Source organism: Candidatus Magnetobacterium casense (assembly GCF_000714715.1).
Lineage (GTDB): Bacteria > Nitrospirota > Thermodesulfovibrionia > Thermodesulfovibrionales > Magnetobacteriaceae > Magnetobacterium > Magnetobacterium casense.
Window position 1 is genome coordinate 57,255 of the sequence record NZ_JMFO01000010.1, and the last position, 22,696, is coordinate 79,950.

General features: G+C 49.2%; 24 protein-coding genes. 18 read left to right on the forward strand and 6 right to left on the reverse strand.

The window, feature by feature from the left end:
* Positions 1-3: 3 nt before the first annotated feature.
* Both Mcas_RS07410 and mnmE read left to right on the forward strand, forming a co-directional pair.
* The gene (locus Mcas_RS07410; protein ID WP_040334881.1) at positions 4-837 is read left to right on the forward strand and encodes an HDOD domain-containing protein; all 834 of its coding nucleotides are present in this window, start codon (positions 4-6) and stop codon (positions 835-837) included.
* On the forward strand, positions 830-2,284 hold the full coding sequence (gene mnmE / locus Mcas_RS07415) for a tRNA uridine-5-carboxymethylaminomethyl(34) synthesis GTPase MnmE (protein WP_040334882.1): 1,455 nt from the start codon (positions 830-832) through the stop codon (positions 2,282-2,284). Before Mcas_RS07410 ends, mnmE begins: the two co-directional genes overlap by 8 nt.
* A 118-nt stretch (positions 2,285-2,402) precedes the next feature.
* On the opposite strand, the gene Mcas_RS07420 is transcribed toward mnmE, so the two are convergent.
* Complete coding sequence (locus tag Mcas_RS07420) at positions 2,403-3,338, reverse strand: chemotaxis protein (RefSeq protein WP_040334883.1); 936 nt, start codon at positions 3,336-3,338, stop codon at positions 2,403-2,405.
* Positions 3,339-3,786: 448 nt separating this feature from the next.
* Here Mcas_RS07420 and Mcas_RS07425 point away from each other — a divergent pair, with 448 nt between their 5' ends.
* The 16 genes from Mcas_RS07425 (at position 3,787) to Mcas_RS07495 (ending at position 16,258) form a co-directional block, all read left to right on the forward strand.
* Positions 3,787-4,737 (forward strand): energy transducer TonB, encoded by a 951-nt coding sequence (locus Mcas_RS07425; RefSeq protein WP_040334884.1) that lies wholly within the window; start codon positions 3,787-3,789, stop codon positions 4,735-4,737.
* 222 nt (positions 4,738-4,959) lie between these two features.
* Positions 4,960-5,433, forward strand: coding sequence for a methylated-DNA--[protein]-cysteine S-methyltransferase (locus tag Mcas_RS07430; protein WP_040334921.1), 474 nt, complete (start codon positions 4,960-4,962; stop codon positions 5,431-5,433).
* Between the two features lie 139 nt (positions 5,434-5,572).
* A complete protein-coding gene (locus Mcas_RS16525) occupies positions 5,573-6,691 on the forward strand; it encodes a histidine kinase dimerization/phosphoacceptor domain -containing protein (RefSeq protein WP_052566988.1) in 1,119 nt (372 codons plus the stop codon).
* Between the two features lie 330 nt (positions 6,692-7,021).
* On the forward strand, positions 7,022-7,474 hold the full coding sequence (locus tag Mcas_RS07440; protein WP_040334885.1) for a hypothetical protein: 453 nt from the start codon (positions 7,022-7,024) through the stop codon (positions 7,472-7,474).
* Between the two features lie 16 nt (positions 7,475-7,490).
* Entirely contained in the window at positions 7,491-7,673 is a 183-nt protein-coding gene (locus Mcas_RS17510) for an FmdB family zinc ribbon protein (RefSeq protein WP_162176275.1), read from the forward strand.
* Positions 7,674-7,707: 34 nt separating this feature from the next.
* Positions 7,708-8,931: an FprA family A-type flavoprotein gene (locus tag Mcas_RS07445; protein WP_040334886.1), complete on the forward strand. Its 1,224-nt coding sequence runs from the start codon at positions 7,708-7,710 to the stop codon at positions 8,929-8,931.
* Between the two features lie 37 nt (positions 8,932-8,968).
* Positions 8,969-9,097 carry a rubredoxin gene (locus tag Mcas_RS07450; protein WP_200873654.1) on the forward strand — a complete coding sequence of 43 codons (129 nt, stop codon included), beginning with the start codon at positions 8,969-8,971 and terminating at the stop codon, positions 9,095-9,097.
* Positions 9,098-9,117: 20 nt separating this feature from the next.
* Positions 9,118-9,492: a class II SORL domain-containing protein gene (locus tag Mcas_RS07455; protein ID WP_040334887.1), complete on the forward strand. Its 375-nt coding sequence runs from the start codon at positions 9,118-9,120 to the stop codon at positions 9,490-9,492.
* A 124-nt stretch (positions 9,493-9,616) separates the two neighbouring features.
* Positions 9,617-10,219: a peroxiredoxin gene (locus tag Mcas_RS07460; protein WP_040334924.1), complete on the forward strand. Its 603-nt coding sequence runs from the start codon at positions 9,617-9,619 to the stop codon at positions 10,217-10,219.
* Positions 10,220-10,231: 12 nt separating this feature from the next.
* Positions 10,232-10,804: a flavodoxin family protein gene (locus tag Mcas_RS07465; RefSeq protein ID WP_052566989.1), complete on the forward strand. Its 573-nt coding sequence runs from the start codon at positions 10,232-10,234 to the stop codon at positions 10,802-10,804.
* Positions 10,805-10,841: 37 nt separating this feature from the next.
* Positions 10,842-11,099, forward strand: coding sequence for a glutaredoxin family protein (locus Mcas_RS07470; RefSeq protein WP_040334888.1), 258 nt, complete (start codon positions 10,842-10,844; stop codon positions 11,097-11,099).
* 39 nt (positions 11,100-11,138) lie between these two features.
* Positions 11,139-12,335 (forward strand): beta-ketoacyl-[acyl-carrier-protein] synthase family protein, encoded by a 1,197-nt coding sequence (locus Mcas_RS07475; RefSeq protein WP_040334889.1) that lies wholly within the window; start codon positions 11,139-11,141, stop codon positions 12,333-12,335.
* On the forward strand, positions 12,332-13,642 hold the full coding sequence (locus tag Mcas_RS07480) for a nucleotide sugar dehydrogenase (RefSeq protein ID WP_040334890.1): 1,311 nt from the start codon (positions 12,332-12,334) through the stop codon (positions 13,640-13,642). Before Mcas_RS07475 ends, Mcas_RS07480 begins: the two co-directional genes overlap by 4 nt.
* Positions 13,639-14,655, forward strand: a complete 1,017-nt coding sequence (locus tag Mcas_RS07485; protein WP_040334891.1) for an NAD-dependent epimerase — start codon at positions 13,639-13,641, stop codon at positions 14,653-14,655. Before Mcas_RS07480 ends, Mcas_RS07485 begins: the two co-directional genes overlap by 4 nt.
* Before the next feature lie 52 nt (positions 14,656-14,707).
* Positions 14,708-15,682: a tetratricopeptide repeat protein gene (locus Mcas_RS07490; RefSeq protein ID WP_052566990.1), complete on the forward strand. Its 975-nt coding sequence runs from the start codon at positions 14,708-14,710 to the stop codon at positions 15,680-15,682.
* 54 nt (positions 15,683-15,736) lie between these two features.
* The gene (locus Mcas_RS07495; protein WP_040334892.1) at positions 15,737-16,258 is read left to right on the forward strand and encodes a Uma2 family endonuclease; all 522 of its coding nucleotides are present in this window, start codon (positions 15,737-15,739) and stop codon (positions 16,256-16,258) included.
* 62 nt (positions 16,259-16,320) lie between these two features.
* On the opposite strand, the gene dapA is transcribed toward Mcas_RS07495, so the two are convergent.
* From dapA to Mcas_RS07520, 5 genes are all read right to left on the reverse strand, one after another.
* Positions 16,321-17,193: a 4-hydroxy-tetrahydrodipicolinate synthase gene (gene dapA / locus Mcas_RS07500; RefSeq protein WP_040334893.1), complete on the reverse strand. Its 873-nt coding sequence runs from the start codon at positions 17,191-17,193 to the stop codon at positions 16,321-16,323.
* A gap of 109 nt (positions 17,194-17,302) precedes the next feature.
* Positions 17,303-19,984: a response regulator gene (locus tag Mcas_RS07505; RefSeq protein WP_052566991.1), complete on the reverse strand. Its 2,682-nt coding sequence runs from the start codon at positions 19,982-19,984 to the stop codon at positions 17,303-17,305.
* Complete coding sequence (locus tag Mcas_RS07510) at positions 19,972-21,087, reverse strand: SpoIIE family protein phosphatase (protein ID WP_162176276.1); 1,116 nt, start codon at positions 21,085-21,087, stop codon at positions 19,972-19,974. Before Mcas_RS07510 ends, Mcas_RS07505 begins: the two co-directional genes overlap by 13 nt.
* Positions 21,038-21,415, reverse strand: coding sequence for an STAS domain-containing protein (locus Mcas_RS07515; RefSeq protein WP_040334895.1), 378 nt, complete (start codon positions 21,413-21,415; stop codon positions 21,038-21,040). Before Mcas_RS07515 ends, Mcas_RS07510 begins: the two co-directional genes overlap by 50 nt.
* 20 nt (positions 21,416-21,435) lie before the next feature.
* Positions 21,436-22,677: a PAS domain S-box protein gene (locus Mcas_RS07520; protein ID WP_052566992.1), complete on the reverse strand. Its 1,242-nt coding sequence runs from the start codon at positions 22,675-22,677 to the stop codon at positions 21,436-21,438.
* Positions 22,678-22,696: the final 19 nt, after the last annotated feature.

The window sequence follows — 22,696 nt, forward strand, 5'->3', positions numbered from 1 at the left end:
ATTATGGATGAACACATACAATCTATCGCACATAAGGTGAGGTCGCTCCCCCCGCTTCCGGAGACTATCATAAAGATACAGCAGATATGTCAGGACCCAAATTCGGGCTTAAAGGAGCTTGCCAACGTCGTGGAGCATGACCCCATGCTTACGGCAAACCTGCTGAGGCTTGCAAACTCACCGTCCTATGGCTTTTCAGGCAACATCAAGACCGTCGAACACGCCGTAGCCATCTTTGGTATGACTGTGGTATTTGGGTTCGCTCTGGCAAGTGCCGTCAGAAACTCCGTAAAGATAAATCTCTCTCCTTATGGCGTAACACCTGCTGCCTTTATTAATTCCTCACAACTGCAAAGCGCACTTATGTATAACTGGTACTATAATGTAGACAAGAACAAACTGGATATACTGGTTCCGGCGGCCTTTATCAACGAAGTCGGAAAGATCATCATCGCCACCGAACTCATAGCATCGGGCAAAAAGGACAACTTCAACCGGGAGATCAGGTACCTGCAGGATGAGGATGCAATATATGAGGTGGAGCACAAGTTCATTGGTATCAATAACCTCGAAGTCAGCGCAGACATCTTTGAACACTGGCGTCTTGCCACCTCCATGATAAAGGCCATCCGTGCAAGTCTCAATCCCCAAACTGCTGACAATGAGATTATGCCCTATGCCTGGGCGCTAAAGATAGTACGCACGGCCGTGTTGCCATGTGGCAGGATTACCGAAGAGTCAATCGAAAAAAACACGGAAAACCTGACCCTGGCTGCCCTGGATATGTCCGTCTTTCGTACTGCCGCAAACAAGGTACGTAGAAGCACAGGTGGATGACACCATAGTGGCCATATCGACGCCTCCAGGGCATGGGGGTATCGGTATCATTAGGCTCAGTGGCAACGGATCAGGTGGAGAAGGTGCGGCGGATGGGGCAATAGCAATTGCCGATGTCCTCTTTGTCTGTGGTAGTATCAGTAGTAAAGCCGGCAAGGATGCTAAGGTTGGCAAGGCGGTCTCATCTCTGCCCTCACACACGGTAACATATGGCCACATCGTGGATGGTCAGGGCGTTCTTGACGAGGTGCTTCTGACGCTCATGCGTGCCCCCAACAGTTACACGAGGGAGGACGTGGTTGAGATAAACTGTCACGGTGGTCTGATCCCCCTGAGGAGGGTGCTTGATGCGGTGCTTAGGTGCGGGGCACGGTTGGCCAATCCGGGGGAATTTACACTGCGCGCATTTCTAAACGGCAGGATAGACCTGGCTCAGGCCGAAGCCGTGTGTGACGTCATAATGGCCAGGACTCAGCAGAGCGCCGCCGTTGCCATGCAACAGCTCAGTGGAGGGTTGTCGCAGCGATTGACCGATATATCGGAGAGGCTTACGGAGGTCTGTGCACACGTTGAGGCATACATAGACTTTCCGGAGGAGGACATAGAACTCTCTACGCACCAGGAGATACTGGAGCAGGTGCATGACCTCAGAGACGAACTCACCCAACTCTCCGGCACCTACGACCGGGGACGACTTTTGCGCGAGGGGCTATCAGTTGCCATTGCCGGCAGACCCAACGTCGGTAAGTCGTCGTTGCTAAATGCCCTTGTGCAGCGTGACAGGGCAATAGTCACCGCCTTCCCCGGCACCACGCGGGACACCATCGAAGAGTACATCAACGTCGAAGGCATCCCCGTGCGGATCATCGACACGGCAGGCATACGTCCTACCCCGGAGGACCCCGCTGAGTGCCAAGGGGTGGACAGGAGCATCAGGGCGATTGAGGTCGCCGACCTGGTGCTGGTGGTGCTTGATGGCACAGACAATGGCCTCAGCAACGAGGATATCTCCGTTATCGACAGGACCGCGGCAAAGACGTCTATCGCAGTCGTAAATAAGGCTGACAAGCCAATCCTGTTATCGCCCCAACTCGTCAGAGACGCCTTTGAACGTACCAACTCGCCGACCATACCGCTCGTAACCCTATCGGCAAAGACCGGCCAAGGGATCAACGAACTAAAACAGGCCATCTTTAACCTGACCTTGAAGTCCGGTATTGACTCAAGGGAGGGCGTACTTATCACCAACCTCAGACACAAGACGGCCATAGATAACACCATCGCCGCACTGACTCAAGCCATCCATTGCCTCAGAGACGCCACCCCCATTGAAATAACAGCCCTGGAACTAAGAAACGCCCTAAATCACATCGGCGAAATCACAGGCATCGTCACACCCAACGACATCCTCAAAAAGATATTCAACAACTTCTGCATCGGCAAGTGATAAAGAAAAAAGGAGGGCGGCGGAGCTTCTTTTCCGCTCCAGGGGGTGAGGCACCCCGGCCACGAAGAAGTCCCCTTGACCCCATTTTACCATGCCTTTTAAAGTTGACGTTCTTTTCTTATGCAGTGCCCGATATACGATTTAATATTGTCTTTGCAATTGAGTCGGGGTTGAACTTTGATATGAAGTCATCGGCGCCATATTTTTTGGTCTTCAACACGGTGGAGGAGTCACTCAGGGAGCTGTGCAGCACAACGTAGAGGTCAGAGAGTTTGGGGTTTTCCTTTATTCTCTTGGTAAACGTAAAGCCATCCATGCCTGGCATCTCTATATCAGAGATGATCATGAAGAATTTTTCCGATAACGGTGTGTGTTCAACGGCAAGCTCTTCAAGCATGGTAAGTGCGTTGACGGCGTTTTCCATAAACGTGTAGGTGACGCCCAACTGTTCCAGGACGGATTGCATCATAGCCCGTGCCGTTTTTGAATCCTCTACAATCATTATGTGGAATTGCTTAAAGTCGATGTCAATTTTTTGTTTTGTCACTTCCTCCGATATATGTTCATCGACTCCGATTATCTCTGTCAGGATTTTCTCTATGTCGAGTATTTGGACGGTTGTATTGTCCGTCAAAAACGCCAGTGCCGTGAGATATGTGGAGTTAGTCATTATTCCGGAGGGGGCTTTAATGTCCTCCCAGCTCTTGTTGATTAGCGTATCGGGCTCACTAACCAGAAAGCCTTGCGTTGTCGTGCTGTACTCACACACAATTACGTAGCTGATGGTGTTTTTATAGTCAACGGGTTCAAGGCCCAGCACCTCCGATAGGTCTATCACTATAATGGATTTTCCCCTGAAGTTAATAGAGCCCTTAACGGCATAGTGCGAATTAGGCATCTTGGTTATCTTCTTTGGACACTCAAAGACCTCAACGATCTTAAACACATTAATCGCATACAACTGCCTGTCGCTTAGATGAAAGGTCAGCATCTCCATCTGGTTGCCCAGGGATAGGTTGGTCTGTCGCTGTACTTCTTCTATCAAGTCGCTCATATCTACACCTCCTAAGTGTCTGCCTTTGCTCCCTTTCTCTTGTAGGCTAAACGAGTATACTCATGGTGCCACCAGGGGCTACTGTGCCAATAGAACATCACTATAAATATATAGCAAAGAGGTCAGCAATGTCAATGCACGAAATTGCCTGTTGCATAGGTGCATAAAGTTGGCTCTTTCGTAAAGTGAGTGGGTGATAGTATAATATAAGGTATCCTCTTAAAAAAGCATGGTAAAATTAAGATACACTAATTCATATCAAACCAGCCCTTTATGGGGTCAAGGGGGCTTCTTTGTGGCAGGGGCGCCTCGCCCCCCCTTGCGGTGGAGGTCTGAGGAGGGCCAGGTGCGACTTTTATGGCAGGGGTGCCTCACCCCCTGGAGCGGAAAAGAAGCTCCGCCGCCCTCCTTCTTTCTTTTACCATGAAATATAAAGAAGATACAAGACATGTTTAAACGTTACCTGGCAATATCCATGACGATCCATATACTTGTAGTTTTTCTACTGCTTTTTGTCGTCAAACCAAAGAGGACAACTCCAAAGTACACAAAGGATAAACCCCTTATAGCGCAGATAGTCCCGCCGGAGACAAAAGCGGCACCCCAGACAAACATCCCGCCTGCAACAAAACCTCAACCGGACAAACGTTCATCATCCGCCCCTGAGGCCAAAAAATCTCCTCAATCCGAGGTAAAACCTTCCGTCCCTGCCAAACCGCCGGAGCCTCCACACAAGCTATCCCACCCCAAACCAAAGGTCTACGAACCAGACAGGCCAATTGCCAAGGCCCCACAGCCTCCCGCTCCTCACCAGCAGACTACACCCAAGGGGCTTGAAGCACCGGTACCAAAAGAGTCGGCACCATCCAACGTTTTATCGCCTGCTGCCCCACCCGCACCCGAAAAAACGGAAGATTCACAGGCATACGTACAACCACCGGCACCATCCAAAAAACCTCCCACCCCCTCACTGGGTAACCTCTTTGACAGTGATGTAATAGAAAAACATGCCATGGCCTCCCGCAAAAAAGACGAAACAACAAGGCACGGCACCAACACTTCTGACAGTAAAAACAACAGTCTGTCACTGGATGTCGATGATATGCGATACGCCATATATATGAGACGCGTAAAGGATAACATCGAAAGTGTCTGGCAGTACCCCCAGGCAGAGGCACGTAAGAAGATATACGGGGACCTGTACATCAGCTTTACAATAAACAAGAATGGCACCCTGGGAGCTGTTGAGGTTGTCAGAACATCGGGACACAAGGCGTTGGATGAGGCCGCCGTGCGTTCTATTAGAGATGCCGCACCGTTTTGGCCATTACCCGATGAGTGGGGGAAGGAATCATTTACTATACGGGGGCATTTTGTCTATAATATGTACACTCTTTAAGTGCACTATGGGACGGTTATTTCTGAGAACAGGCGACAAGGTAAGACATCTCCGGTACGATAACTGGGGAATGGGGGAGGTTATCGAAGAGATGCATTCAAATCTGTCCGGGGGTGGATGTTTTGTAAGGATCGCCTTTCAGGACGGTAATGAACGCTCCTTCATCAATGACCTTGACCATCAGTGTTGTTGTTATTATTCGGGGATAAGGTTATTGTTATAGTGTATTACGACGTCATAGATTCGCCTGTTGGTATTGTTTACGTTGTTTTTATGGGAGACGTGCTTAAGGCCGTAACTTTAGAGAAGCCACGGTGCAGGAATTATCCGATAAATTCCCGCATAAAGGATCAGTTTTACGAGTATTTTGCCGGTAAGAGACAGAATTTCGATGTCGGGTTCTATTTGGATGAGATAACGCCTTTTTGTGCGGCTGTGTACAAGACCCTGAATCGGGTATTGTATGGGGAGGTCTGTACGTACAAGGAGCTTGCACAATGGGTTGGTATTGTCGGTGGAGCCAGGGCAGTAGGACAGGCGTTGAGAAGAAATCCATTGCCTATTGTTATTCCATGTCATAGGGTAATAGCTTCGGACGGTTCTTTGGGCGGATTTTCTCTTGGACTACACATCAAGAGATGGCTCCTTGAAAGAGAAAAAGTATCCGTATCATTGTTTACTCAGGCTCTTTCTTAAAAAATGAGGAATCCCCCTCCCTTCATGGGAGGGTTCTTAAAAATTTTATGTAAGAATTTTTTTGTGCAAAAACAAGCCACTTTGTTTTAATATATAAGCGATACAGGTAAACCCCAAAAGCTATGAATAGGGAGCGTAAATGGAATTGAGAGAGATAGTCAGAAAATTAAAAGAAATATCAAAAGATATAAGGGTCTTGTTCGTGGAAGATGATGAGAACCTTTTACGTATAATGTCAGGTATACTTTCAAAGTACTTTAACAACGTAACATGTGTGTTAAATGGTCAGGAAGGTCTTGATATGTATAAATCCGGCAAATATGATATTGTTATTACGGATATACGCATGCCGGTCATGAGTGGGATCGAAATGACAAAACAGATCAAGCAACTCAATGAAGAGCAAATTATAATCGTAACCTCGGCATACAATGATTCTCAGTACTTGACAGAGTTAATAGAGATCAATGTGAACCATTTCATATTAAAACCAATCGATACAAACAAGCTATTTGAGGTTCTGTACACGGCATGTAAGAGGATTGTCAACGAGCGACAGCTTGAACAATGGCACAAGAACCTTGAAGATGCCGTAAGACAACGTACCCTCCAATTGTCTGAAGCAAACGACCTGTTGTCAGCATCTCTCATGGATAAGGCTGTCCTTCTCAAAGAGGTCCACCATAGGGTAAAGAATAATTTGCAGATCATATCCAGCCTCTTGAGTCTTCAGGCAGAAACAATCGAAGATAAGAAACTTCTAAGTATATTCATGGACAGTCAGCAGCGTATAAGGTCAATGGCCCTGATACACGAAAAACTGTATCAGTCTGCCGATATGTCCAAGCTGGACTTTGCTCAGTATATTGAGGAACTAACAACGGAACTGTTGCAGTCCTATCGGATATATCATAGTAGTACTAGTGTTTGTTTGGACCTGGATATAAGCATAAAAATGCTCGATGTTGATATCGTGGTTCCCTGTGCATTGGTTGTTTGTGAGCTTGTCTCCAACTCTCTTAAGTATGCCTTCTCTACCGGGCAGGAAGGTTGTATACATATTAAGTTCTTTAAAACTTCAGAGGATAAGTACGAGTTAATCGTTGGTGATAACGGGAGGGGATTACCGGAGAATATGGATATAAAAAAATTGAGTTCATTGGGAATGCAGTTAGTATGCGACTTGGTAACAAGAAAACTCAAAGGAAATATAGAGATAGAGAGAACTCAAGGAACTACATTTAGGATGCTCTTCTAAAAACCTTTTGTTCTTTCAAAGTGGAATGTTCTATGATCAAAATATATATTAAATAAATAAATAGTAGTAGTTATAGGGGCTGTTAGTATGTAGAGAAATGATCATAACTCAATACCAAAGCGGATTTACGTTGCTTGTATCCCTGTTAATAACCGTATCCTTATTGCCCCCAAAAGTGAATATTTTTTGCCTGTGATCTTATCTACTTTTAAAACACGGTTTATTAACAGGTTGCAAGCGTACTTATCAACAGACATTTTTAACATCCCTTTGTGGTAAAATATAATTGTAAGAGCAATAAGAAACTTAAGGCTAAGGAGGAAAAGACATATGTGCATGGATCATAGTTTTAGATGCAGTTGTGGGCAGTACGAGGTCAGCATGACCTTTAAGAATGAGATACTGCCACCGGAGACATTAAGTGCCCTTTATTGTCCTAAGTGTTCAACGAGCGTGGAGTTTAATCCCGATACGATGATCAGGGACAATGGCTGGGTTATCGAGTACGATATGGAGATAGCCCGCCTGATGTCTAACAGCATGCCGGCAGAACACCTTAGACGTCTTAACCCCGATATGATTTTCGTCGAGGACTACTGTTCATGGCGGGGGATATATCCCGGTGACCATGTAGACAGCTTGAAAGAAAAGGAATCCATTGTGTCTATGGCCAAGGTCAACCCAAAAAAATACATAACTGAAATAAAGGACTGGGCAAACAGACGCACGGAACGACTAAGACAAGAGGGATGGCGCAAGGCCCATGAGCGGGTGGCAGTCTGAGGTAAGGAGGAGTCAAATGATGAGTCTGGATAACAGTTGCAATACGTTTAGTTGTGGTTGTGGTGGAGACGTGAAAAGCCCTACGCTAAAACTACTTAAATGCCGTCAGTGTGGTCACGAAAACGAGGTCTGGAGCGATGACGATCAACCCGTATGTCTCCAATGCGGAGATGCCCTCGGCGCAATTTCCGTAGCATGACAGAATAAGGATATAAGGAGAGATACGGCAGATTATGAATTCCATAGAGATTAAACCGGATATTTTTTGGGTTGGAGCCATAGACTGGGCTATGCGCGACTTCCACGGCATTGCCACACCCACCGGTACCACATACAACAACTACCTGATACTCGATGAGGATATAACCCTCATTGATACCGTCAAGTATGACTTCTCAGACGTTGGCATCAACAACGTCAAGGGGATGATTGACCCCAAAAAGATCAAAAACATCGTCATAAACCACATAGAAGATGATCACATGGGGGCGCTTGAGAGGTTTGTTGGCCTTATCGGTGCCGATAACGTTACCATCTATGCTTCGGCAAAAGGCAAGGAGGGTATCGGCAAGTTCTTTGATGCCACGCACTGGAACATAAAGGTGGTAAAAACCGGCGATGAGCTGAAGATCGGCAAGTACACCCTGTTATTTATAGAGACCCCTATGCTGCACTGGCCGGACTCTATGATGACATACGTTAAGGGGGCAAAGCTGCTTATCTCTCAGGATGCCTTCGGACAACATATTGCCACAACGGCACGGTTTGATGACGAGTTTGTAAGCGGTCCCTGTCTCAACGAACTTGATGCAGCCGTGATCGACTACTACGCCAACATACTCATGCCTTTCGGTAAGCTGATAAAGACCAAGATCGCCCAAATACAGGGCATGGGGTTGGATATAGACATGATAGCCCCCGACCATGGCGTGATATGGAGGACATACCCCCAGAGGCCCTTGGATATGTACATGGATATGGCCAATGGCAAGGCCCTGTTACGTGTCACCATTATCTACGACACCATGTGGAAGAACACCGAACAGATGACCTTGCCAATCATACAGGGGATCAAGCAGGAGGGGGTAGAGTGCAAGGTCGTAAAGCTGACAACAACACCCATCAGTGTAGCGATTACGGAATACTGGAAGTCACGGGCGTGTCTGATAGGTTCCTCTACGCTTAATAACCTGGCACTACCTTCCGTGGCGGAGTTTGTGTACTTTCTCCAGGGACTTAGGCCCAAGGACAGGCTAATGGGTGCCTTTGGAAGCTACGGTTGGGCAGGAGGGGCCGTCAAGTGGCTGTACGACATGTATGACGCCATGAAGTTGAAAACCGTTAAACCTGGTATGCAGATACAGTTTCATCCATCCTTGGATGATGTAAATACGTGTTATGAGTTTGGCCGTAACTTTGCCAGAGAGGTAAAGCAATATCACAAGGGATTTGAGTAAAGAGTCAATCCCTGCAAGATTAAGGAGGATAATATCTATGTATAGGTGTACAGTGTGTGGTTGGATGTATGATGAGTCTAAGGAGGGTACGAGCTTCAACGATCTCCCTGATGATTATACTTGTCCTGTCTGTAATGCCCCAAAGGAAGCCTTTGAAGAGGCATAAGATTTTAAGGAGGCAGTTATATGTCTGAAAAGAGCCTGTTTTGCGGAATGAACAAACCCGCAGACCCAAACAATCTGACCGATTCGGAAAAGAAGCATATGCCGGTCATTGAATGTCCCGATGTCGTGAAGGCCGGTGAGCCTTTCAAGGTAAGCATTAAGGTGGGCTCAATCCCGCACGTCATGGAGGAGGCCCATCATGTTCAGTGGATAGACGTGTATTCCGGTCAGAACTTTAACGTTAGAATAGACCTGACGCCGGTGTTTACCAAGCCAGAGATCACGGTGACACTACTCAAGAGCGGCAAACACCGCACCACCACACTGAGGGTCGTGGAGAGATGCAACTTGCATGGTCAATGGGAGGCCTCAAAAGAGATTACCGTAAACGAGTAATTTACGTATACCGGGGGGCCAGTGTGTCCCCCTATAATAGATTTATTGTCCTGGTAGTGACCGGGGCTAAAGAAGGAGGGTTTTTCTGGTGTCTGAAGATTTTGATGATGATGATATGGACGATATGTGTTGCAGTTTGAGGGTTGGTCAGAAGGTTCCGGATTTTAAACTGGAGACTTATGAACCGGCAAGGGGGCAGTTTTCAGAGGTATCCCTGGAGGACCTCACGGATAAAGGTAAGTGGGTAGTGCTGGTGTTCTACCCTGCGGACTTTACGTTTGTGTGTGCCACGGAGTTTGAGGCCATTGCGGAACGCTACGAAGAGTTCAAAAAACTGGGTGCAGAGGTCATAACCATCAGTACGGATACCAAGTTCGTACACTTGGCCTGGCAGAGGGATGAGAAATCTCTGGCCAATGTAAAACACATCATGGGTGCCGACCATACGGCCTATGTATCGAGACTCTTTGGCGTCTATAACGAGGCCAATGGCCTGGACCTCAGGGGTACCTTTATTATCAGTCCCGATGGTACACTTTTAAATTCCGAAATAAACTTCTACAACCTTGGCAGAAACTTCGACGAAGTGCTGCGCAAGCTCAAGGCCAACACCTATCTGTCAAAGCACGGTGAGGAGGCCTGCCCGGCCAAGTGGCAGAAGGATGGTGACAAGACGCTTAAGCCATCGGCAGACCTGGTTGGAAAGGTCTTTGAGGCGTTACACTAAAAAGGTTAATTAGTGAGGGTTGTAATTTTTCAGTCTAGCCCCAGGGCAGGTGGAAACACCGATCTGTTGTTGGATGTGGCCGTGGGGGCAATAAAAGAGGCGGGGGTGCAGATGACCATCTTTAAACCTCACATGATGGACATTGCCCCCTGCAGCAACTGTGGCGGATGCGATGACACGGGTGTGTGTGTTGTCAATGACGACATGGCAGAGGTCTACAGGGCAATCTATGAGGGAGACAAGTTTATACTGGCCAGCCCTGTGTTTTTTTTTGGTCTGCCGGCACAGGTCAAGTGTCTCATTGACAGAACTCAGGCCCTGTGGTGTGAGAAGTACTTGTTGAATCGACCAATTGCTGAGACCGAACATGTCAGAGAAGGGCTCGTAATTCTGGTTGGCGGGATGAAGAAGGAGGTCGGATTCAATTCGGCGGCGGCTACGGCAACAGCTTTTTTCAGGACTATCAGTGTTGGCAAACATCACAACTTGTTCTTTACGGGGATTGACAAAAAGGGTGCCATTAAGTCGCATCCAACCGCTTATAACGATGTCCATGCCGCTACTGTAAAGCTGATTGGAGGTTAGTTTAGTGCCCGTCTGACTGTAATTATGGAGGTAGTCAATGAGAAATATAGTCCTGTTTGCCTTAAGCACATGTCCGGCGTGTAAGAAGACAAGGGAGTTGCTTGATACAAACAAGATAGAATATGTGCTTGTAGAGCTTGATCTGGTTGACCTTGAATCCAGAAATAAGCTCTTGGATGAGGTCAGGAGGTTTAATCCTCGCGAGACCTTTCCCACGCTTGTCATAAACAAGGGTGAGAAGGTGATTGTGGGTTATGACGAGTCGGAGCTTAAGAGTGAATTTGGAGGCCACTGACATGCCACCCTTGCAACGGGTTAGCGACAGACGGGGGGAATGAGGAAGAGACGTGTTGTTATAACGGGCATCGGAGCGATAACCCCCCTGGGCAATAACTTCAGACAGTCCTGGGAGGGGTTAATCAGTGGCAAGTGCGGATTGGATGTCGTTGAGGGCATAGGCTGTGGCAGGATTGCCGGAGAGCAGTTTCAGTGGGAGGACTATCTTTCGGAGAAGCAACTAAGGCGCCTGGACCCCTTTGTCCATTATGCCCTTGTGGCTGCCGCAATGGCACTTGAAGACAGTGCCTCAGACCGTGCTAGTATAAACAACTGTGCCATAATCATGGGAACAAGCAGAGGTGGAATAACCCGCCTTAACGAGGCACTCAGAGACATTAACAACCACAAACGCCTCTCAAGCTACCTGATGTCCGGTACAACGTCTGGGATGGCGGCCTCCTACATCGCCGAGGTGTTTGGCAGTGGCGGGTATACGTTGGGGATATCAAATGCCTGCGCCTCGGGGGCCAATGCCGTTGGTGAGGCATACCGCCTGGTTAGTGATGGCTATGCCGAGGTGGCTATTAGCGGGGGCAGTGATGCCCCGCTGTGTGATATATGCTTTATGGGATATGAGGCGTGCAGGGCGCTCTCCCGCAGTCATGTCTCAAGGCCCTTTGACGTGAAGAGGGACGGGTTTGTGTTGTCTGAGGGTGCGGCGGTCTTGATCCTTGAGGCATATGACAGGGCGCTTGGACGTGGTGCTCCAAGCTATGCCGAAATAGTGGCCCATACAAACAGCTCCGACGGTTACAATCAGGTAAGACCAAACAACACCGCTCAGGCGAGGGCCATGCTCCAGGCCATCAACATTGCCTCCCTGACTACCGGGGATATCGATCACGTCAACACCCATGGTAGTTCAACACGCCTGGGTGACCTCTCTGAGGCAATGGCTATACGAGAGGTGTTTAAGGAAATGGCAGAGGGTTTGCCCATAACGGCCAATAAATCGGCAACCGGACATATGCTGGCGGCCTCCGGGGCGTTTGAGCTGGCCACCGCAGCCATGACCATCAGGGAGGGTGTCATACCGCCAACCATAAATGTCGATGAACCTGACCCGGAGTGCTCCATTAATCTTATCAGAGAACCCCTTAGAATGACCGTCAAGACAGTCATGTCCAATTCCTTTGGTTTTGGAGGTGGCAATGCCGTAACAATACTAAAAAAATATCAGGAGAACGTATGAAGCTGGTTGAACTAATACGAAACAGGGACGCAAAAATAGGAATTATCGGTCTTGGTTATGTGGGACTACCGCTGCTTATTGAATTTGTGAGGGCGGGATTTAACGTTACGGGCTTTGACATTGATGAGGCAAAGATACGTTTGTTAAAAGAGGGAAATAGCTACCTCAAGCATATTGACGTCAGCCGTATCAAGCAGTTTACGGGCAAACAGTTTTTGCCAACCAGCGACTTTTCCGGCCTCTCTGATATGGATTGCATAATAATTTGCGTCCCTACGCCTCTTAACAAGTATCGTGAGCCTGATTTGACGTATGTCTTTGACTCCACCAGGCTTATTGCGAAACATCTCAAAAATGGCCAACTGATAGTGCTTGAATCCACCACGTATCCTGGTACGACCAGTGACGATGTACGGGCAATCCTGGATGAGACGGGTTTGAGTGCAGGGGTGGATTACTACCTGGCCTACTCCGCGGAACGGGAAGACCCCAACAACGCCGGCTTTTCTACCGCAACTATTCCAAAGGTGGTGAGCGGTCATAGCCCTGACTGCCTGGTCGTTGTACAGACATTGTATGACACGATAATTGAAAAAACTATAGCAGTGTCCTCAACAAAGGTTGCCGAAGCGGCCAAGCTCCTGGAAAACATCTATCGGGCTGTCAACATTGCCCTGGTAAACGAAATGAAGATGCTCTTTGATGCTATGGATATAGACGTGTGGGAGGTGATAGAGGCGGCCAAGACGAAACCCTTCGGTTTTCAGGCCTTCTATCCCGGCCCCGGACTCGGTGGACACTGTATCCCCATAGACCCCTTTTATCTGACCTGGAAGGCCAGACAGTACGACTTTCCAACCAGGTTTATTGAGCTTGCCGGGGAGATAAACACGCACATGCCTTTTTTTGTTGTTGAAAAGGTCTGGGGGGCGCTTAACAAATTTAATAAGTCTGTGAAAGGTTCAAAGATACTGGTTTTAGGCGTAGCCTACAAGAAGGACATCGACGATCAGAGGGAGTCTCCTGCCCTGAAGATCATACAGTTGCTCATAAAGGATGGCGCCGAAGTGTGCTACAACGACCCCTACGTCGGTGTATGTCGTGGGCATCGGCATTATCCCGATATAGATATGAAGAGCGTTGAGTTAACCGCCGAATTGTTAAAGGAAGCAGACCTGGTACTCCTTATCACAGACCACAGTATATTTGATTACGCATTTATAGAGCAGTACTCAAGGTGTATAGTTGATACGCGGGACGCATTCAGACGAAATAACATAAGGAGTGAGAAAATCTGCAGGGCATGAAAAAAATATTGGTAACAGGGGCAGCGGGATTTATCGGTTTTCACCTGTGCAAGAGATTGCTTGATATAGGGCGCAACGTTGTTGGCATTGACAACCTAAACGATTACTATGATGCCACACTGAAATTAAACAGGCTTAAGCAGATTTATGGCAGAGGCGGGTTCAGGTTTGTAAAGATGGATATATCGGACAGAGATGCCATGCGGGCCTTGTTTGAGACGGAGGTCTTTGACTGTGTTGTAAACCTTGCAGCTCAGGCGGGTGTCAGATATTCGCTGGTTAATCCCTATGCCTACATACAGAGCAATGTCAACGGTTTCCTCAACATCCTTGAGGGTTGCAGGTTTAACGGGGTCAAACACCTTGTCTTTGCCTCATCTAGTTCCGTCTACGGTGCAAACAGGGACAAGCCCTTCAGCGTAGAGCACAACGTAGACCATCCCATATCACTATATGCTGCGACTAAGAAGTCCAACGAGTTGATGGCCCATACGTATGCAAGTCTGTACGGGATACCTTGTACGGGGCTTAGATTTTTCACGGTATACGGGCCGTGGGGCCGTCCGGATATGGCACTCTTTCTCTTCACCGATGCAATCCTCAACAACAGGGCCATAGACGTGTTTAACTACGGAAAGATGGTCAGGGACTTCACCTATATAGACGATATCATAGAGGGGGTTGTCAGGGTAACAGACCGTGTGCCCCAACCTGATCCACACTGGAGCGGCGGTGTATCAAACAGCTTTGCCCCCTACAGGCTCTACAACATCGGTAACAATACACCCGTTGCCCTGATGCGCTTTATCGAGTGTATAGAGGATGCCCTTGGCAAGAAGGCCCGGAAAAACTTCATGGCAATCCAGGCCGGCGATGTGGAAGAGACATATGCCGATATTATGGGCCTCGAAAGGGATGTCGATTTCAGACCGTCAACCCCCATAGAGATTGGTATCAGGGCGTTTGTCAACTGGTACACGACATACTATCAGGATAATGAAACACCTATGTAATCTTGTAATACATGAGGTAAGGTAAGCGAGTCAACAGTGGAGGGACTGACAGTTGGATGCCAATGAGTACTTTAATCGTGGCATAGCCTGGGGCAGAGGAGGAGACCATGACAGGGCTATCGCTGATATCACCAGGGCTATTGAGATAAACCCACAGGTGGCGGAGATGTATTCCTTTCGAGCTTTTTCCTGGCTTGAAAAAAACAACTACGACAAGGCGATTACTGATTACACCAGGGCTATAGAAATAAACCCACAGTTTACCTGGGCCTACTTTAGCCGTGGCTTTGCCTGGGATAAGAAAGGCTACCATGACAAGGCTATCGCTGATTGGACCAAGGCGGCAGAGCTTGGCTCCAAACATGCGCGGGAGCATTTAGCGTCTATCGGTTACAGGGCAGACAATGGTGCAACGAGTCCTCATGTGTCAGGCAACACCAGGCCAAAGGTAAGCAATATCGATATAACCCCGCGGGATGCCGATACGTATGTAAAGCGTGGTCGTGACTGCTTTGACAGGGGAGACTACGATAAAGCTATAATTAATTACACCAGGGCGATAGAGTTAGACCCGCGTCGGGCTGAGGTGTACTTTTATCGAGGTCTTGCCTGGGTTGAAAAGATGGAATACGACAATGCTATTGCTGATTACACCATGGCTATTGAAATAAACCCGCAATTTGCTTGGGCGTACAATAACCGAGGTCTTGCCTGGGTTGAAAACGGAGAATGTGACAGGGCTATTGCCGATTACTCTAAGGCTATAGAGTTAGACCCGCGGTATGTTGGTGCGTATAACAATCGTGGCACTGTCTGGAGCAGAAAGGGGGACCGGGACAAAGCCATTGCCGATTATACCAAGGCCATTGAGCTTGACCCGCGGGATGCTTATGCCTACTACCACCGTGGCATTGCTTACGACAAAAAGGGACGCTATGACAAGGCTATCACAGACTGGACCAGTGCGGCGCAACTTGGCTATACGAACGCACAGGACAAACTGCGCTCCCTGGACCGCAAGTGGTAACTCAGGGAGAAAAGGGATTGTCAAAAACACAACTCTGTGTGGTAGAATACACTTATGGAGACACAAACTTTAGAGAGAGATTTTGACCTGACCGAAATAATCAATGGGGTGGAGGTTATGGGGCCTAGTCCGTTTGGAAAGCATCAAGATGTGGTTGGCAATATTTATGACCTTATACGTCAGCACATAAAAAAGACCAGGACAGGAAAAGTCTTCTGCTTACCGCTTGACGTTATCCTCAAAGATGGCCAACAAAGATTGCAACCCGATATCTTGTTTATCAGAAAAGAGAACATGGGCATCTTCCAGGACTGGATCAGGGGAGTGCCTGACATGGTGTGTGAGATTGTATCCAAGTGGTCTCACAGCAAGGATACGGTCATAAAAAAAGAAATATATGAGAGATACAAAGTTCCCGAATATTGGATAGTCATACCTGAGTTTAATACTATAGAGATTTTTATAATTGATGGGGATAAATATAAGATATTCTCAGAGGCTACAGATGAGGGGCTGGTCAAGTCCAGGGTGATTGAGGGGCTGGAGGTAGACGTCAGGGACGTCTTTGAGGAGTAGAGGGGGGATTGTTACCCCCCTGCTGCTTATCTGCAAGTAGTTGCCGGCGGATGTTTGGATATCTATATTAACTTGTATGCGGTGAGTATGGCTTTGAGTTTTTCCCTGTTATCGTGGGACATGTCGCAGAGGGGGAGTCTGAACTCCTCGTTGATCTTGCCCATGAGTGCCAGGGCAGTCTTTACCGGTATGGGGTTGGTCTCAATAAACATGGCATTGCTTAATATTTCAAGGCTGTAATGCATCTCTCTGGCCTTGTCAATCTGTCCCTCCTGGATAAGCGAGCACATCTTTGCAACGGCCCCCGGCATCAGATTGGCCGTCACCGATATGACCCCCTTACCACCAAGCATCATCAGCGGAAAGGTGGTAAAGTCATCCCCTGAGAGGATGGTCATGTTATCACCACATAGGCGTATAACCTCACTTACCTGTTTCATATCCCCGCTGGCCTCTTTTATGGCGACTATGTTGTCAATCGCACTAAGACGCGCTACCGTAGAGGGCATTATGTTCAGTGCAGTCCTGCCCGGGACGTTGTAGAGCACCTGCGGTATATCCACGGCCTCGGCCACTGCACGGTAATGACGATACAACCCCTCCTGTGTGGGCTTGTTGTAGTAGGGACACACCAACAGCACACCATCAGCGCCAAGGGCCTTGGCCTTTTTCGTCATCTTGATTGTTTCATCGGTGGCATTGGCACCTGTGCCGGCTATAATCGCAACTCGCCTGGCCGCCGCCTCAACTGCTACCTCTATTACACGATAGTGTTCCTCGTACTCCAGTGTGGCCGATTCCCCTGTGGTGCCACAGGGGATTATAGCACTCGTGCCCTCTGCTATGTGCCACTGTATCAGCTCTCCATATGTCTTTTCATCAAAAACTCCGTTCTTAAAAGGTGTAACCAGGGCTACCATTGAGCCTTTAAACATGTCTTCCTCCTGTATTTATACTTAAGGCTATTATTTTAGCAGGAACGGGGTTTGGTTATCAACATCGCAAGGTTCGGTGCATAAAATTTGTATTTTCTGTTTATGTCACTTATGTGGCGTTGTGTGCCTGGGCCTCGCGCAACGCTGCCAGGGCACTTTCGAAATCGAATCCCCGTATTGCGTCATCGATCTTGCGATAGTGCCGGGGAAATACCGCATTGAGCATATCCGCGTTTGCGTCCAGGACATCTCCGGCCTCGGCATTGTCATCGGCAAGCAGGGAGTCAAGTTGTGCACAAACCATCTTAAGTTTTTCCGGGTCAACCTGACTCTGCACGGTTAGAGTCGGATCGGGCGGCAGCGCATGTTCCAACGCTGCTATTATTGTCGTAAGCTTGCCCTCGACAACCATAAGCTGTTGCTCAACGTATTGGCGCACCTGTTTTTCTTTGAGCATGGCCTCGAGTCTCTCTGCTTCCGATTGCACTTCCAACGCCCCGATGTTGCCCGCAACACCTTTGGTAGTGTGTGCAATACGCTCGGCGGTTTTCCAGTCATCTACGGTCAATGCCTCACGGACCTGGACAGGCATATTCTTTTGGCCCGCAACGAATTTTCTCAACATCGACAGATATAGTGAACGCTTGCCCAATACCCGCCGCAACCCGGAGTCCATGTCCAGTCCTGGCACGTTTGAGGGCAAATCGGGATTATCTGAAGGCTTGACCTCCTGCTTTGTTGCAAGCGAAATTCCGATACCCTCACGTGGCTTGACCCATTTCAGTAACGCTTTCCACAGCTCCTCGGGTTCGATAGGCTTGGCAATATGATCGTTCATGCCCGCCGCCATGCACGTGTCTTTGTCAATCTGCATGGCATTAGCCGTCATTGCCACAATGGACAAATCCCTCAGCCGCTCGATTTTGCGGATCTCTACGGTTGCACTTACTCCGTTCATAACCGGCATCTGCATGTCCATCAGCACGATGTCGTAGTCTATGATCTGCGCCATACCCACCGCAATCTGTCCGTTGTCTGCAACGTCAACTACGAACCCTGCATCCTTTAGCAATTCCGTGGCGACTTCCTGGTTTAGCTCGTTGTCTTCCACAAGCAACACGCGCGCACCCTTGATCGTTGCCAAGTTCTCCATGGTCAGCGAGACACTCTCCAGGGTTGATTCGCGCCGCTCGATCTGCTTGTCGCCCATCACGAGCGCAATACTGTCAAATAGCGTGGAGGCGTTGATCGGTTTGATTATAAAGTCTGCAATCCCTACTTGCTCGGCCACCTTAATGATATCCTCCCGGCCATATGCAGTCACCATTATCAGGCGTGGCTGCTTTTGCAACGGGGCATTGCGTATGCGCTCGGCTACCTCGATACCGTCCATCACTGGCATCTGCCAGTCAATCATAATCAATTCGAAGGGCTTCCCCTGGCGATCGGCTGTGGCAATTACATCGAGAGCCTGACGACCACTCCTTGCCTCTTCAGCAACAAGAAACATGCCTTCCAGGAGAGTACACAGCACCAGACGTGCGTTGTCGTTGTCGTCCACGACCAGCACCCGTTTGCCGTGCAGGTCAGTGCCCAGTACACGCACGTGTGATTGTCCGGTTGCCTTGCCAAGGCGGACGGTGAACCAGAACGTGGAACCTTTGCCGTACTCGCTTTCGACTCCCACCTCCCCGCCCATTAATTCGGCGAGTTTCTTGGAAATGGCCAGGCCCAGACCGGTGCCACCATACCTGCGAGTGGTGGAGGTATCGGCCTGCTGGAAGCTCTGAAACAGCCTGACACGCTGCTCTTCTGTAAGCCCGATGCCGGTGTCTTTGACTGAGAAATACAGCAAGACGTTCTTGTCGGTCTCCTCGAGCTTGCGCACATGGACGTCGATCTCTCCATCTTCCGTGAACTTGACTGCGTTGTTGACGTAGTTGATCAGGATTTGCCCCAGCCGCAACGGGTCTCCGATCAAGTTGTAAGGAATGCCACGCTCCACGTCAAAAACAAGCTCCAATCCTTTAGTCGTCGTTTTTTCCACAATAAAATTTGCAACGTTCTCCAGGAGCTTGTCCAGTTGCAGTTCGATGTGTTCGACAGTGAGTTTGCCTGCTTCAATCTTGGAGAAATCAAGAATGTCATTGATGATGCCAAGGAGGTGTTGCCCCGAACCATGTATCTTTTTGATGAAGTCCCGTTGGCGTGGGGTCAGATCAGTTTTGAGTACCAGATGCGACATGCCGATGATGGCGTTCATTGGTGTGCGAATTTCGTGACTCATGTTAGCGAGGAAGTCCGACTTGGCTTTCGTGGCGTCCTCGGCAACTTCCTTGGCCTGCATCATCTGTTCGTTTATCTTCTGCATTTCGCTGAAGAGTTCGTCGCGTGACTTTTCCGCGAAAACCTGTTGTAGCCGGTTGATTTGTTCTGTGGTGAGTGAGTGGTTGGTTAATTTACAACTGAACTGCAATGCCGGAGCACCTGAGTCGTCCGTTGTCCCTTGGGTAAGCCCAATCCTCGGCGGACAGTAAGGATGTATTGATGGCCTGGAAGGAACAAAAAGGATTACAAGTCGTGCTGCGTTGTCATTGTCCAATCTGAGATGAACAATAAGTGGCGGGTGTTTGGTCAGAGCGATTGCGCAATCTGAAAGCCATGCCGCTGTGAGTGCGCTCTCTAAATCTGATGTAACACACATCATGGCATTGATCAACTTGCGCCTGAACCCGATACAGGAGCGCTTGCTGCCAAGCGTTATGGACCCCAGGTTTTCTATCGCAGGCATTTGACCACCACACAGGAGGCATCGTCCGTCATTTTGCCGGTCTGAAGTATCACTTCCTGAGCGATTTGCCTTGCGGACAGTGACGAGCCGCGGACAAGGATGCTCGCCCTGGTGCTCTCCGATACTCCATCAGAAGCTATCACAACCAGGTCGCCGGGTGTCAGTCCAAATGTTTGAGCAAGAATACCCGGCAGTCTTTCACCGACAATGCCATCACGTGACACCCCTCTCCATGACCGTCCTCCAATCACTCGAATATGGACATTGCCGATACCGGCAAAAGCAAGCCGGTGGCTGACGCAATCGAAAAAGGCCAATCCCACAGCCGCACCGCGCGTACCGGTTGCCATCCCATGCAGCATCCGCAGCAGATGCTCTATATCTGTCGATGTTGCCGTCATCACAGCCTGGCCGAACTTCTGCGCCAGAAGGTGGGCCTGAGGTCCATGTCCGGAGACGTCGATGATGCCAAAGAGCAACCCTGCCTCCACCGGGCGCAATACGGCTATGTCACCGCTGACGGTTTCACGCGGATGTGGGCGCACCTCTTGAGCGTACTCGATCTTCATTATTACACCGGTGGCTTCGCCATGAGATTGCCGCCCGGATGCGCCGGGTCGTCCGGAGACACTAGCACCATTGAGCCATTTGCAGGCAACAACCCTGGTTCCTTTCCCCACCGCTGTATCAATCTTCATCGTTGACATAATGCGCCCAACCGCCGGAAGTCCCAGGCCAAGCGTGCCGGCGCTACTGTATCCGTCCTGCATAGCCCGTTGTACATCACGAATGCCGGCTCCGTTGTCTTGCGCGATCACCTGGATTGCATCGTGTCCGTTATCAAAAACTCGAGCGAGTGATATCGTACCCTTACCGGCAAACTTCAAAATGTTTGTGCCTAACTCTGAAACAACCGTGGATATAAGTACCTGGTCTTCGACACCGACATCCTTCATAAATGGCAGTGTCTTGGTCATAGCGACTGCCACGTGCAGGCCGGCCATGCTGTTGAGGTTAAAGCTGACGGAGGTAGACTCATTGGTGTCGCACATATCAGCAGGCTTCTCTGTCCCCGAATCGTTGAAGGGCCTCGTCCAGGTCAAAAAAGTAGTTGATGCCTTCCGTTTCTGCCTGGACTTCGGTGAGATAGACAACGCTGCCGGCCTTGAGACTTACAATTGCTGTTTTGGCACCAAGTAAGCGGACTGAGGCGAGAAATGCTTTTACGCTCTGGAACTCCAGCAGATTGAGTACGTCCACGGCGGAGAAGTCGAGCACCACTGCCTTGATTTTGGTTTTTGCGGTTAGCTCAAGCACCACCTTGCACATGGTGTCAAAACCCTCCTCATCCAAATCCGGTTGCATTGTCACGACTATGACGCCTTTAGTCTTGGTTATTGCAACCTTGGAGTACAGGTCATGCGCAGACATGGACAAACCACTCACGCATCCTATGACTTCCCTCTGTGATCATCAGGTTGGAGGGTTCTTTTGCCGACAAGCAACTCACCAACCATCGTTAGTGCTGTCTCAAAGGCGTCTCGCAGCGTGGCTGTGGTACGGATAGACTCGACATTCACTCCAAGTTCCACAATCGTGCGAGCGATGGCTGGAGAGAGTCCGGAGATTATGGCTTCGCAACCCATAAGTCTGGTTGCCTTGGTAATCTTTATCAATTGATTAGCCACCGCGGTGTCTACAGTGGCCACTCCGCTGATGTCCAGAACGAACACTTTTGCGCGCATATCGGAAATCATACTGAGCGACTTGTTCATTATGTCCGAGGTGCGCATTGAATCGAGGACGCCGACAAGCGGGAGCAGCAGGATGCCCTCCCAGATCGGCGTCACAGGGGTGGACATCTCCGCAACGGCGCGGTCCAGTTCGGTTCGGACTTTTTCGGCCTCTTGCGCTTCTAAAAGTGCGGCCTCGAGCGCTTCGCCCTGCCGGACGTTTGCGGTAATGTCATAAGCGAACTTGACGACCTTTACGGGTCTCCCCTTTGGATCGAATATCGGAGAGTAGGTCGCCTCCAGCCAAATCGACTCCCCTGTCTTGGTGAACCGCTCAAACCGGCCGCGGTTGAAGTTGCCTTGCGCAAGGGCAGTCCAGAATTGAGCGTATTCCTCAGAACCGGCATATTCCTTGCTCACGAACATCCGATGGTGCTTACCTTCGATCTCGTGGCTGTCGTATCCCATGCGCTCCAGGAATATGTGGTTAGCCCTAAGAATCGTGCCATTGGTTGTAAACTCAATGACGGCCATGGACTTTTCAATTGCGGCAATCTTGCCTGAGTCGTTGGCAATTGCGAGCTTCTGGTCGGTGACATCGGTGGCGAATTTAATGACCTTGAGTGTCTTGCCGTCGGTACCGAGTACCGGGTTATAGGTTGCCTGCAACCAGACCTCGCGTCCACCTTTGGCCAGACGCATGTATTGAGCCGCGCTATACTGACCACCCTTGAGTTTTGCCCAAAATTCAACGTATTCGGGTGATACTGCAAAACCGGGGTCAACGAATATCCGGTGATGTTTGCCACGGATTTCGTCGATGGTGTACCCCATGCATTGAAGGAACATGGCGTTGGCATCTATAATTTCACCGTCAGCCGTAAACTCGATGATAGCGTTAGAGCGGTCAATGGCACTGATGAGGGCCTTTGCCTCGTTCAAGTCACCCTTGTATTGCATGTGGTCCTCCTTACTTAAG